This is a genomic window from Prosthecomicrobium pneumaticum, assembly GCF_014199915.1.
GTDB lineage: Bacteria > Pseudomonadota > Alphaproteobacteria > Rhizobiales > Kaistiaceae > Prosthecomicrobium > Prosthecomicrobium pneumaticum.
In genome coordinates, this window is sequence record NZ_JACHOO010000006.1 from 70549 (window position 1) to 83544 (window position 12996).

Sequence of the window (12996 nt, forward strand, 5' to 3'; positions counted from 1 at the left end):
GACGGGCGCGTCCGCCGGCGGCGTACGCTCGCGCGAAGATGGGGCGGGCGGACCGCGGCGTCAAACCGCCGGGCTTCCGCGCGCTCGCCGTCCACCGCCCGGCGCGCTTCGACACCGGCCCTTCGCCGCCGCCGGATGTCTCGACCGCCCCCCGGCGCGATGCCGATGCGTTGACTTGGGCGGGTGTGCTCCTTATAAGCCCCGCTCGATCAAGGCGCATGCGCGGCGATCCTCTCGGCGCAGCGTGCCGAAGCGGGATCGGCGGCGTTCGGCGCTTCCCCGAGACGACGAGACGAGGGCCGCCTTCGGGCGGCGAGACCGATGAAGCGGACGTATCAACCCTCCAAGCTGGTGCGCAAGCGCCGTCACGGCTTCCGTTCCCGCATGGCGACCGTCGGCGGCCGCAAGGTGATCGCCGCCCGCCGCGCCCGCGGCCGGAAGCGTCTCTCGGCCTGAGGCCGGCCGATCCGTCGACCGGCCGGCGCCGCGCCGGGAGGCGCGGTGCCGATTGGATGCCGAGGGCCGAAGGCCTTTCCCGATGGATCGTCTGCGCAAACGACCCGAATTCCTCGCCGTCGCCGGTGGACCGCGTGTCTCCCGGCGCGGTTTTGTGCTGCAGAAGCGGGAGCACGGGGCGCCCGACCGGCCGCCCCGTTTCGGCTTCACGGTGACGAAGAAGATCGGCAACGCCGTGGTGCGCAACCGCATCCGCCGCCGGCTGCGCGAGGCGGTGCGGATCGCCGCACCCCTTCACGCCCGTCCCGCAACCGATTATGTGCTGGTCGGCCGGCGCGCGGCGCTCGACCAGGCCTTTGCCGCGCTCGTCGCCGACCTTTCGACCGGCCTCGACGCGCTCGCGCGGCCGAGGCCCGAAACGGACGCGCGGCCCGGTCCGCCGAGACCCCGCTCCGCCCGAGCGCACCGCCCCTCCCGCGAAGGATCGAGCGATGACCGAAAACCGTAACCTGATCATCGCGATCGCCCTGTCGATCGCGGTGCTGATCGGCTGGCAGTATCTCGTCGCGGGACCACAGCTCGAGCGGGCGCGCCAGCAGGCCGCGATCGCCGAGGCGCAGAACCCGGCCACCGTTCCGGCCGCTCCCGGAGAAGGCGCGCCGAAGGCGGCCGCTCCTTCGGGCGGCGCCGCCGGCGTGACGGTCGAGAGCCGCGACGCCGCGCTCGCCGCGACGCCGCGTGTGCCGATCGAGACGGCGGAACTCACCGGCTCGATCAATCTCGTCGGCGGCCGCATCGACGATCTGCGGCTCGACCATTATCGCGAGACGGTGGACCCCAACAGCCCGGCCATCGTGCTGCTCTCGCCGGCCGCCGGTCCGAACGGCTATTTCGCGGAGTTCGGCTGGATCGGCGGAGCGGGTGGACCGCCCGTGCCCGGTCCGGACACGGTCTGGACGCTCGAGGCGGGAACGACGCTGTCGACGGGCAATCCGGTGACGCTGCGCTATGACAACGGCGCCGGCCTCGTCTTCCACCGCACGATCGCGATCGACGAGCATTACATGTTCACCGTCACGGAGCGGATCGAGAACACCGGAACGGCGGCCGCCACCCTCACGCCCTATGGCCGGATCGCGCGGCTCGGCGAGCCGCATGTCGCCGGCTATTACATCCTGCACGAGGGCCTGCTCGGCGTGATCGGCGCGGAAGGCCTGCACGAGACGTCCTACAAGACGATCAAGGGCGACGGCGAGCAGCGCTGGACGGGCGCCAACGAGGGCTGGCTCGGCATCACCGACAAGTATTGGGCGACGGCGCTCGTTCCCGGCAAGGGGCCGTTCGACGCGCGCTTCAGCCATGCCGATGCCGGCCAGGGCCTCTACCAGGCCGATTACCGTGCGGCGCCGGTCACCGTCGCGCCGGGCGAGACCGGCAGTTCGGAGAGCCGGCTCTTCGCCGGCGCCAAGCGGGTCGAGATCATCGACCAGTATCGGCATACGCTCGGCATCAAGGATTTCAACCTGATGATCGACTGGGGCTGGTTCTGGTTCCTGACCCAGCCGATGTTCTATGCGATCGACTGGCTGTTCCGCCTGTTCGGCAATTTCGGCGTCGCCATCCTGCTCATCACCGTCATCGTGAAGGGCATCTTCTTCCCGCTCGCCAACAAGTCCTACAAGTCGATGAGCGCGATGAAGAAGGTGCAGCCGCAGATGCAGGAGCTGCGCGAGCGCTTCGCCGACGACAAGGTGAAGCAGCAGCAGGAGCTGATGGCGCTCTACAAGCGCGAAAAGATCAATCCGCTCGCCGGCTGCTGGCCGGTGCTCGTCCAGATCCCGGTGTTCTTCTCGCTCTACAAGGTGCTGTTCGTCACCATCGAGATGCGGCATGCGCCGTTCTTCGGCTGGATCCAGGACCTCTCGGCGCCCGATCCGACGACCATCTTCAACCTGTTCGGCCTGATCCCCTGGACGCCGCCGCACATCCTGATGCTCGGCATCTGGCCCTTGATCATGGGCGTGACGATGTGGCTGCAGATGCGCCTCAATCCGGCTCCCGCCGACCCGGCGCAGCAGATGATCTTCAACTGGATGCCGGTGATCTTCACCTTCATGCTGGCGTCGTTCCCGGCCGGCCTCGTCATCTACTGGGCCTGGAACAACACGCTGTCGATCCTTCAGCAGTACACGATCATGCGGCGGCAGGGCGTCGAGGTGAACTTCCTCGGCAACATCACCTCGAGCTTCAAGCGGAAGCCGAAGGCCGGCGACGGTCCGGCGCCGCCGAAGCCCGCGAACGATTCGAAGGCGCCGGCAAAGTCCAAGCCGGCTCTCGCCAAACCCGCACCGGCGAAGCCGGCGCCGGGCAAGGCCAAGAGCTGAGGCGGGCGGGTCCTTGGCCGAGGCGGACGCCGCTCTGCTCGCCGCGATCGAAAAGGGCCGGGCGCTGTTCGCCCGGCCGTGGACGTTCCGCATGAGCGTGCCGTCGCTCGAATTCCTGCCGCCGATCGGTCCGCTCGAGATCGCCTTTGCCGGCCGTTCGAATGTCGGCAAGTCGTCGCTGATCAATGCCGTGCTCGGCCAGCGCGGCATCGCCCGCACCTCGAACACGCCGGGCCGCACGCAGGAGCTCAACTTCTTCGCGCCGGACGACACGCTGTCGATCGTCGACATGCCGGGCTATGGCTATGCCGAGGCGCCGAAGGCGCTGGTCGCCCGCTGGAACCGGCTGATCGAGGATTATCTGCGCGGCCGGGTCAGCCTCAGGCGGGTCTATGTGCTGATCGACAGCCGGCACGGCCTCAAGGCGAACGATCTCGAGACGCTCGACCGGCTCGACAAGACGGCCGTCTCCTATCAGATCGTGCTGACCAAGGCCGACAAGCTGAAGCCGGGCGAGATCGACCGCCGGGTCGCGGAGACGCTCAAGGCCGTCGCGCGCCGCCCGGCGGCGCATCCGGTCGTGCTCGCCACTTCGTCGGAGACCGGCGAAGGCATCGATCTGTTGCGGGCCGAGATCGCCCAGATCGCCCCTTGAGGGGCCGCCGCGGCAGCGGGCCCGCTCAGATCACCCCGAAATGGCGCAGCCCCTCGAGCACGCCGTCGGCGTTCTCGGCCGTCGCGGTATAGATTTCGCCCCGCGCCGCGGCGCGCAGCTCCGGCAGGGCGTTTCCGGGCAGGATGCCGCGCACGCCGGGCAGGGCGAACATCGCCGCGTCATTGCCCGTGTCGCCGGCGACCAGCACCTCTTCCGGGGGGATGCCCGTCTCGCCGATCAGAAAGCGGAGCGCGTTGCCCTTGTGGCCGGCGCGCGGCAGCACGTCGAGATCGCGGCGGCTCGAATAGACGATCTGCGCGTCGACCCCCGCCGCGGCGAGCGCCGCGGCGAGTCGGTCGAGCGTCTGCGGATCGGCATCGTCGAGGAACCAGCTCGACTTGAAGCCGTGCTGATAGGCCTCGTCCTGCGGCCGGATGCCCTCGACCGCGCCGGCGATGCGCCGCACCACCGCGATGTCCCAGCCGCGGGCGAGTTCGGCGGTGAAGGCCTCGTGCGCCGTACCGCCCCCCCGGTCATAGACCATGGTGCCGACCCCGGCGACGATCAGGTCGGGCTCGGGCAGGCCGGCGGCCGAAACGAGCGCGTGGACGTCGTCGAGCAGCCGGCCGGTGTTGTAGACGAGGAGCGGCCGGCCTGCGCGCGGGATCGCCTCCCAGGCGGCGAAGAAGCGGGCCGTCGCGTCGGGCACACCGACCAGCGTGCCGTCGAGGTCGGAGGAGAACAGGCGGATCGTCATCAGTCGCCGTCGTTCCAGGGCTCGTCCCACTCGGTGTCCTCGAGCGCCTTCAGAACCGGGCGGCCCTCGACCAGCGCGACCAGCTGCTGGGCGATGCCGGTCCAGGTGAAGAGACTGCGCGCCTTGTGGGCGCCCATCCGCGACAGCCGGTTCTTCAATCGTGGATGGCGGAGCGGCTTCATCATCGTGATGCCGAAGTCCGCCGCGTCGAACGGATCGCCATAGAGCGCGTGCCGGCCATAGGTGACGGCCCGGAAGAGCCCGCCATGGATGGTGACGACGGTCGCCGTGCCGCTCGCCATCGCCTCGATCGCGGTCATGCCGAACGGCTCGTAGCGTGACGAGAGCGCGAAGAGATCGGCGGCGCGGTACCAGTCGGGCAGTTCCTCGTCCGGAACGAAGCCCGAAAAGCGCACGCGATCGGTGAGGCCGAGCCCTTCGGCACGCGCCTTCAGCTCGGCGAGCAGCTTCTGCTCGAACTCGTCGAGCGTCTCGCCGCCGACGGCGAGGTGGAGCTCGACCTCCGGGATCCGCTCGGCGAGCACCGCGAAGGCGTCGATCAGCAGATCATAGCCCTTGTTGGTGGCGAGCCTGCCGATGGCAAGCACGGTCGGCCGGTCGAAGCCGAGGCGCTGCCGGATCATCTGGCGCGAGGCCTCGCTGACGGGGAAGAAACGGTTGTCGTCATAGCCGGGCGGGATCATGTAGGCCCGGTCGCGCCGGACACCGTAATCCTCGATCAGCATGTCGAGCTGGGGCGGTGTCGTGGCGATGACGATCGAGGCGGAGCGGAAGATGATCGTCTCGTGGTGGATTCGCTCGCGGAAATTGAACTCGGCCTCGAACGTATCGGCCCGCTCGGGATAATCGGTCTCCATCTGGCGCTTCTTCCAGATGCCGAGCGAATGCGGCGTATGGACATGGGGCACGCCGAGCGCCTCGGACATGCGTTGGCCGGCGACACCGCCATCCCAGTAATGGCTGTTGACGAAGTCGTAGGTGAGGCCTTCGCGACGGATGAAGCGGAGCGCGTTCTCGCAGAACTCCATCAATTCGCGGTGGAGATACTCCTTCGGGATGAAATCGCGGCCGCCGCAGCGGGCCCGCACGACGCGGACGCGCTCATTGACCTCTTCCATCTCCGGCTGGTCCTCGAAGCGGCGGGTCCAGATATCGACCCGGTAGCCCAGCTGGGCGAGCTTCTTCGCGAGTTCGAGCACATAGACGACCTGGCCACCGGTATCCGCGGCGCCGAGCGGCGGATGGGCGGCCACATAGCCATGGGTGGAAACGAGGGCGATGCGCGGCGCGTTATGGTCGCCGTGAATGGCTGTCATGTATCCCCAGCTCTTTCGTGATCGGTCGTGTCGCGGCGGCGCGACCGAGGACAACGTCGAAAGGCCGGAGGGGGTTCCGAAGAATGCGGGTGGATGACGCGGATCGCCCCGCGAGGCACGAACGAGAGAAGGGCGGCGGGGGCTATCGTGCCGCACCTTCTCCGTTCGGTCAGCCGGTTACGCAGAACCTGAAGACCGGCTCGCAAATCCTTTCGCAAGGACGTGGCCACCGCGCGGCACGCGGCGCACTACCAGATATAGGGTCAATTTAACTCGAGTTGTCGACATCTGGGTAAGGTTAACACCGCCTTCACGAAGCGGGCCTCGCAGAATGCGACAAGCCTCGCAATTTGCGACGCGCGGTGTCAGCCGGTGCGGGCGAGCGCCGGAGCCGTGCGGCGGGCGAGCCAGAGATCGAGAAAATCGTCGAGGAAGCGCGAGGTCGCCGCATCATGGAGCGCCCGGGCATCGAGATGCAGCCGGCCGTGCTGCGCGCCCGGAAGGGTGAAGCGCTCGGCGCCGCGCACCGTCCAGCGGTGCATCATGGCGAGCGTCAGCTCGATGTGGAACTGGAAGGCGAAGGCCGCCTCGCCATAGGCGAAGGCCTGGCACTCGAACAGTTCGCCGGTGGCGAGGCAAGTCGCCCCCGCCGGAAGGCGGAAGCCCTCACGATGCCATTGATAGACGGTGTCGGGCCAGGCGCAGAGCGCACGCCCGGCCTCGGTCGCGGCGAGCGGATAATAGCCGATCTCGACATGACCGTCCTCGCGGCCCGAGACCGGCGCGCCGAGCTGACGTGCCAGCATCTGCGCGCCGAGGCAGATGCCGAGAAAGGGCGCGCCCTCGGCGAGCGGCACCGCGAGCCAATCGATCTCGCGGCGAATGTAGTCGTCGGGATCGTTGGCGCTCATCGGGCCGCCGAAGACGATCGCTCCGTCGTGCTCGGCGAGCGTTTCGGGCAGAGGGTCCCCGAAGCGCGGCCGGCGTATGTCGAGCCTGTGGCCGCGCGCCGCGAGGCGCTGTCCGACACGGCCGGGCGTCGAGGTCTCCTGATGCAGGACGACGAGGATCGGGCGTTTCATGCCGAAAGAAGAGGCGTGGTCCATTGTGCGGCAGTGTAACCACCGCCGCCGTGGGAGGGAAGCAAGAAGCCGGCCGAGAACCTCAGTTCGACGCCGCTCCGCCGCGCAGCGCGACGTGCTTCAGCCGGATCCGCTCGCGGCTCGATATGCCGAGGAGTTCCGAGACGCGCCAGATCAGATTGTCCTCGAACTCGTGCAGCGCACCATCGGAGAAGGTGAGCTCCCACATCATCTCGACGATCTGGCCCCGCTCCTCCTCGGAGAGCGCCTGCTTCAGCACATTGGTGAAGCCGAACAGGTCGACCGCCTCATTGTCGGCCGCCTCGGCGGCGGCATAGAGATCGTCGGCTTCCCGCTCGCCGAGGCCGAAATGAACGACGAGCAACTGGTGCAGCCGCGTCCGTTCCGCCTCGGTCACCATGCCGTCGACCGCGATCGCGTGATGCAGGAGCGCCGCGGCGGCCAGCCTCTGCCGGTCCTCCGGAAGGCGGGCGGCCGAACGCTCGCCGGACAGCTCGGCCAGAAGATCGCGGATCGCTCGGAGCATGGTGGTCCTTTCGGAAACGGGGCTGCCGTGGCGGCGTCCGCACATCGCCTCTAGCTCGCACCGCGGCCGCCCATCTTCAAGGCCCCTCGCCGCCTTGTGACCGGCCTGGCGGGTGATCGGGCTGCGGGCGCCCGGGAGGCCGCGCCGCGCCACCTTCGCAGGCGTTGCTCTTCGAGCGTGAACCGAGCGAATCCATGCGACAGCGGACGGTGCGGCGGGTCGATCCTCGCCTTCGCGAGGATGACGGGGCGCGGGATGGTGGCATGGCCGCCCATCCGCCCGACAGGTGCCGCGCCCCGCTTCGCCTCGGGCGGTCGAACAGGGGGGTTGACGACGCCCCGTCCGCCCGGCGTCACGACGACGGAACCCGGCACGGAGGCCGGGGTGGCGGGTGGTCTCGATGGCGAGCACCGCTCTCCGATCCCGGCCGCCGGGGGTACCCGCCCGGCCCGTCATGCCGGCCTCCGCCGGCCGCACGGGTCGCCTATCGTGCCTCTCGATGTGCGGGCACAGCCCCCCCCATCATGCCGGCCTTCGCGGGCACGCCGGCCCGCCGCTCTCGGAACAGCCCCCACCGCCCGTCATGCCGGCCTCCGTGCCGGCATCTATAATCGTGCCCGTGGGTGCTCCAGGGGCCGGCCTCTTCATCCGTTACCGCGGCGAAAGCCGGAATTCGTCGCGCCGGGCCGTCCGGTGCGGCGTCGGGACACGACCTCCCGGCGCGTCATTCCCGCGAAGGCGCGAATCCACGCAGCAGCGGACGGCGCGGCGTGATGAATTCTCGCCTTCACGAGGGCGACCTGTGCGCAGGGTGGCGGCGGCGCTCGGGCGGCCCGGTCGGGGTTCCCAGGCGCGGAGGCCGGGGTGACGGGTGCTTCGGGTCGGCAGCGGCCCTCCGGGCGCCAATCCTCCGTGCGCGCGGTTCTTACCGTCGCGCCATCCGCCGTACCGCACGCCGAGGCGCCCGATGCGGCGCTCCGCGCGCAGCCCCAAAAGCGAAACGCCGGCCACAAGGACCGGCGTTTCCATCAATATTGTAAACCCAGATATTTTGCTTGGACCAAAATAAACCCAAGCTCACCAATTCTAAACACAACTACGCTACACCAGAACCTTTAACAGTCCTACATCAGAGCTTTAGTACATTTCATGTGTAAGGAGAGGTAGCCCCCTTCGCCTCACGATTTGAACCTTAGCCAGAGACGCGCCCTCGTGCAAGCGAAAATTCGGTGACGGTCGCCAGCCACCGAATTGCTCTCAGCGACGGCGCGGACCGCCGCGCTGCGGCGGGCGGCCTGGACCGCCCGACGGCATCGGCTCGCCCTTGTGACGAAAGACCAGGCGCGCCCGGTCGAGGTCGTAGGGTGTCATCTCGACCGTGACGCGGTCGCCCGCCAGCGTCTTGATGCGGTTCTTCTTCATGCGGCCTGCCGTATAGGCGATGACCACATGTCCGTTCTCGAGTTCCACCCGGAACTTGGCATCCGGGAGGACCTCGATAACGGTACCCTCGAACTCGAGCGCTTCTTCCTTCGCCAACTGGACCTCCGTCAGAGAACGCGCAGCTGCCCCGCCGAGGAGCGGCCGCGCCGGTCGGTCTCGAGCTCGTAGCTGATCTTGGCGCCGTCACGCAGCGAGGTCAGCCCCGCGCGCTCGACCGCGCTGATATGGACGAAAACGTCCGCTCCACCCTGGTCCGGCTGAATGAAGCCGTAACCCTTGGTGGCGTTGAACCATTTGACGGTACCCGTCGCCATGTCGCTCTCCTGTCTCTGGCGGGGTTGCACATTGCTGACGCGGCGCGGGCGCGTCAAGCCGCCGCGCTGCGCGCGGTCGGACCGGGACGCCGGCGACGGCGCGGCCGGCGCGCAGGCTTCTGTTCCGCGGCCACCGGGCGCCGCTCCTCGCGGCCCCGACGGTCGGCGGTGGCGGGCTTGTCCTCGGCACTGCGCGGCTGGGGCGCGGGCATCCCCGCGGGCAGCGGCGTCTCGGGGATCGCCCGGCGAATCAGCTTGGTGATGGCGGCGAGCAGACGCGCCTCCGCCGGCTCGACGAGCGACAGCGCCATGCCGCCGCGGCCGGCGCGCGCGGTGCGGCCGATGCGGTGGACATAGGTCTCCGGCTCGGCCGGCAGCTCATAATTGACGACGTGGCTGATCTCGGCCACGTCGATGCCGCGGGCGGCGATGTCGGTCGCCACCAGAACGCGCACCGAGCCGTCCTTGAAGCCGCCGAGCGCCCGCTGCCGCGCGCCCTGGGACTTGTTGCCGTGCAGGGCGGCGACCCCGATGCCCGCTTTCTCCAGATGCTCGGCGACGCGATTGGCGCCGTGCTTGGTGCGGGTGAAAACGACGACGCGGCGCATTTCCGGATCGTCGAGAAGGCGAAGGAGCAGGCGGCGCTTGTCGGCGGCCGGCACGCGGTAGAGCTGCTGCTCGATCCGCTCGACCGTCACCACTTCCGGCGTCACCTCGACGCGGACCGGCTTGTTGAGCAGGCCGGCGGCGAGCTTGGCGACATCGTCCGGCATGGTCGCCGAGAAGAGCAGCGACTGCCGCTGCTTCGGCAGCATGGCGACGATCCGCTTGACGTCCCGGATGAAGCCCATGTCGAGCATCCGGTCGGCTTCATCGAGCACGAAATGGCTGACGAGGTCGAGCCGGACCGAGCGGCGCTCGATGTGATCGAGCAGGCGGCCGGGTGTCGCGACGAGGATGTCGACGCCGCGGGCGAGCGCCCGGGACTGTGGCTCCATGCCGACGCCGCCGAGCACGACGGCGCGCCGCAGCGGCAGGCCGGCGGAGAACCGTTTCAGCTGCTCGTCGATCTGGACGGCGAGTTCGCGGGTCGGAGCGAGGATCAGTGCCCGGACGCTGTGCGGGCCGGGCCGCGACGGCATCGCGGCGAGCTGCTCGACGATCGGCAGTCCGAAGGCCGCGGTCTTTCCGGTGCCCGTCTGGGCGATGCCGAGCACGTCGCGCCCGGCCAGAAGATGGGGGATCGCCTGGGTCTGGATCGGCGTCGGAGTGACGAAGCCGGCAGAGGCGAGGGTGCGGACGAGATTCTCGGCGAGGCCGAGGTCCGCGAAACGAAGGGAGGAATCCAAAAGAAAGCCTGAATTGGGCGGCGCGTCAGCGCCTGCCGAGTGTCGTGACCCACGCGCGAAAGGGATCAGAGGACGGTACCGTGTCCCGCCCGAAGCGGGATATCCGGCGCCAAGGCGGCCGGATCAGCGCGATCACGAAAGATCGTCGTCCGTTATATGGACTGATCGCCGGCAAAAGGCAATCGCCTTTCGCAGCGCGGCAAGAATCGGTCGCCAGTCGCTCGCCGGTCGGCCGGCCCCTTGCACTTTCGGGCCGGAAAGGCGAATTTCCTCAGTCCGTGCCGCCGGGCATTGCCCGACGGCCCCCTCTGTCGCGCCCCCTTTCCGGCGCGCCGTCAAAGGTTCCGGACCGTTCCATGCGCGCGACCCTCGAGCGATCCAATCTCCTGAAGTCCCTCAACCACGTGCATCGCGTCGTGGAACGCCGCAACACGATCCCGATCCTGTCCAACGTGCTGCTGAAGGCCGCCGGATCGACGCTCACCCTGAAGGCGACCGATCTCGACCTCGAAGTGACCGAGACCGTGCCGGCCGAGATCGGCCGGGCGGGTGGAACCACCGTGCCGGCGCACATGCTCTACGACATCGTCCGCAAACTGCCGGACGGCGCCGAGGTCGCGCTCGAAACCTCGGCCGACGGGCAGACCCTGATCGTGCGCTCCGGCCGCTCGAATTTCGCCCTGCAGATGTTGCCGGAATCCGACTTTCCGGACCTGACGACCGGCGATTTCCCGGTCCGCTTCGAGGTGCCCGCAGCAGCCTTCAAGGGGCTGATCGACCGGACCCAGTTCGCGATCTCGACCGAGGAGACACGCTATTACCTGAACGGCATCTATTTCCACACCCCGACGGCCGAAGGCCGGCCGGTGCTGCGGGCAGTGGCGACGGATGGACACCGGCTCGCCCGCGCCCAGGTCGCGGCCCCCGAGGGCGCCGAGGCGATGCCCGGCATCATCGTGCCGCGCAAGACGGTGGGCGAGCTGCAGAAGCTGCTCGATACGCCCGACGAGACGGTGACGGTCGAGGTGTCCGAGACCAAGATCCGCGTCACGGTCGGCGCCGTCGTGCTGACCTCGAAGCTGATCGACGGCACCTTCCCCGATTATGCCCGCGTCATCCCGCAGAACAACGACAAGGCGCTCAAGGTCGATCGCGCCGCCTTTGCCGAAGCGGTCGACCGCGTCTCGACGATCGCGAGCGAGCGCGGCCGTGCCGTCAAGCTCGCCCTCACCTCGGACGGCCGGATGGCGCTCACCGTCAACAATCCGGATTCCGGCTCCGCGACCGAGGAGCTCGATGTCGGCTATGACGCCGATCCGCTCGATATCGGCTTCAACGCCCGCTATCTGCTCGACATCGCGGCGCAGCTGAAGACCGGCAGCGCGCTGTTCCGGCTCGCCGATCCCGGCTCGCCGACGCTGATCCAGGACGAGGGCGACGACGACGCCCTCTATGTCCTGATGCCGATGCGCGTGTGACCGGCGCTGCCGCGATCGCCTTTCCGCGCCTCGGCCGGCTGACGCTCGCCGATTTCCGATCCTATGCCGCCCTCGACCTGTCCCTCTCGGCGCCGCTCGTGGCGCTCGCCGGGGAGAACGGCGCCGGCAAGACCAATATCCTCGAAGCGCTGTCGCTGTTCACGCCCGGCCGGGGACTGCGGCGGGCGGAGCTCGCCGAAATGGCGCGGATCGGCGGCGAAGGGGGGTTCGCGGTGGCGATCGCGCTGTCGGAGGAGGGCGCGCCGCTCCGTCTCGGCACCGGGCTCGAGCCGCGGCCGGGCGAGCCCGCGGTGCGCCGCTCGCGGATCGACGGCGTGCCGGTCGGCTCGCCCGCCGCCTTCGCCGAGCACGTCCGGCTCGTCTGGCTGACGCCGGCGATGGACGGGCTGTTCGCGGGCTCCGCCGGCGAAAGGCGCCGCTTCCTCGACCGCATGGTGCTCGGGATCGACGCCCGCCATGGTGCACGGGTGAACGCCTTCGAGCGGGCGCTGCGCGGCCGCAACCGGCTGCTCGCCGAGCCGGCGCCGGATCGCGCCTGGCTCGACGGCATCGAGGCCGAGATCGCACCGCTCGCCGTCGCCGTCGCCGCGGCACGGCGCGCCACCGTCGACCGCCTCGCCCGGGTGATCGCCGCCCATCGCGACGACGCCTCCGCTTTCCCCTGGGCCGGCGTCGTGCTCGAGGGCACGATCGAGGAGATGCTGACGACGCTGCCGGAGGTCGAGGCCGAGACCCGCTACCGCGCCCTGCTGCGCGAGGGACGCGGCCGCGACGCCGCCGCCGGCCGGGCGCTCGCGGGGCCACAGGCGAGCGATCTCCTCGTCTGGCACGGCCCGAAGGACGTCCCGGCCGAACGCGCATCGACCGGCGAACAGAAGGCGCTGCTCATCGGCCTCGTGCTCGCCCATGCCCGGCTCGTCGCCGAGGCGAGCGGCATCGCCCCCTTCGTGCTGCTCGACGAGATCGCCGCCCATCTCGATCCCCGCCGCCGCGCCGCGCTCTACACCGCGCTTTCCGGTCTCGGCAGCCAGGTGTTCATGACCGGGGCCGACCCCGCTCTGTTCGCCGACCTGCCGGCCGGGTCGGAGACCTTCCTCGTCGCGCCGGGCGCGGTCCGCCCGCTCTGAGCCTCGGCGGGCCTTTTCGGCGCGTCGGCCGCGTGGCATGATGACG

At 69.4% G+C, this 12996-nt stretch carries 13 protein-coding genes; 6 read left to right on the forward strand and 7 right to left on the reverse strand.

Annotated features, from left to right (window positions below; all coding sequences use genetic code 11):
- Positions 1-321: 321 nt before the first annotated feature.
- From rpmH to yihA, 4 genes are all read left to right on the forward strand, one after another.
- Positions 322-456 (forward strand): 50S ribosomal protein L34, encoded by a 135-nt coding sequence (rpmH, locus tag GGQ63_RS14475; protein ID WP_099554074.1) that lies wholly within the window; start codon positions 322-324, stop codon positions 454-456.
- An 82-nt stretch (positions 457-538) separates the two neighbouring features.
- Positions 539-964, forward strand: coding sequence for a ribonuclease P protein component (gene rnpA / locus GGQ63_RS14480; protein ID WP_183857042.1), 426 nt, complete (start codon positions 539-541; stop codon positions 962-964).
- A complete protein-coding gene (yidC, locus tag GGQ63_RS14485) occupies positions 948-2840 on the forward strand; it encodes a membrane protein insertase YidC (RefSeq protein WP_183857044.1) in 1893 nt (630 codons plus the stop codon). The genes rnpA and yidC overlap by 17 nt, the downstream gene beginning before the upstream one ends.
- 91 nt (positions 2841-2931) lie before the next feature.
- Entirely contained in the window at positions 2932-3495 is a 564-nt protein-coding gene (gene yihA, locus GGQ63_RS14490) for a ribosome biogenesis GTP-binding protein YihA/YsxC (RefSeq protein ID WP_246429812.1), read from the forward strand.
- Positions 3496-3520: 25 nt separating this feature from the next.
- On the opposite strand, the gene GGQ63_RS14495 is transcribed toward yihA, so the two are convergent.
- The 7 genes from GGQ63_RS14495 to GGQ63_RS14525 all read right to left on the reverse strand — a co-directional run bounded on the left by GGQ63_RS14495 (position 3521) and on the right by GGQ63_RS14525 (position 10324).
- Entirely contained in the window at positions 3521-4252 is a 732-nt protein-coding gene (locus GGQ63_RS14495) for an HAD-IIB family hydrolase (protein ID WP_343061155.1), read from the reverse strand.
- Positions 4252-5589: a glycosyltransferase family 4 protein gene (locus GGQ63_RS14500; protein WP_183857046.1), complete on the reverse strand. Its 1338-nt coding sequence runs from the start codon at positions 5587-5589 to the stop codon at positions 4252-4254. Before GGQ63_RS14500 ends, GGQ63_RS14495 begins: the two co-directional genes overlap by 1 nt.
- A 365-nt stretch (positions 5590-5954) precedes the next feature.
- A complete protein-coding gene (locus GGQ63_RS14505) occupies positions 5955-6671 on the reverse strand; it encodes a glutamine amidotransferase (protein ID WP_183857048.1) in 717 nt (238 codons plus the stop codon).
- Positions 6672-6753: 82 nt separating this feature from the next.
- Positions 6754-7218 (reverse strand): tellurite resistance TerB family protein, encoded by a 465-nt coding sequence (locus GGQ63_RS14510; protein ID WP_183857050.1) that lies wholly within the window; start codon positions 7216-7218, stop codon positions 6754-6756.
- A 1257-nt stretch (positions 7219-8475) separates the two neighbouring features.
- Positions 8476-8757 (reverse strand): translation initiation factor IF-1, encoded by a 282-nt coding sequence (gene infA, locus GGQ63_RS14515; protein ID WP_183857052.1) that lies wholly within the window; start codon positions 8755-8757, stop codon positions 8476-8478.
- Between the two features lie 11 nt (positions 8758-8768).
- On the reverse strand, positions 8769-8975 hold the full coding sequence (locus GGQ63_RS14520) for a cold-shock protein (protein WP_183857054.1): 207 nt from the start codon (positions 8973-8975) through the stop codon (positions 8769-8771).
- Positions 8976-9028: 53 nt separating this feature from the next.
- Positions 9029-10324, reverse strand: coding sequence for a DEAD/DEAH box helicase (locus GGQ63_RS14525; protein WP_183857056.1), 1296 nt, complete (start codon positions 10322-10324; stop codon positions 9029-9031).
- A gap of 356 nt (positions 10325-10680) precedes the next feature.
- On the opposite strand from GGQ63_RS14525, the gene dnaN reads away from it, so the two are divergent.
- Both dnaN and recF read left to right on the forward strand, forming a co-directional pair.
- Positions 10681-11802, forward strand: coding sequence for a DNA polymerase III subunit beta (dnaN, locus tag GGQ63_RS14530; protein WP_183857058.1), 1122 nt, complete (start codon positions 10681-10683; stop codon positions 11800-11802).
- Positions 11799-12950 carry a DNA replication/repair protein RecF gene (recF, locus tag GGQ63_RS14535; protein ID WP_183857060.1) on the forward strand — a complete coding sequence of 384 codons (1152 nt, stop codon included), beginning with the start codon at positions 11799-11801 and terminating at the stop codon, positions 12948-12950. Before dnaN ends, recF begins: the two co-directional genes overlap by 4 nt.
- Positions 12951-12996 lie beyond the last annotated feature (46 nt).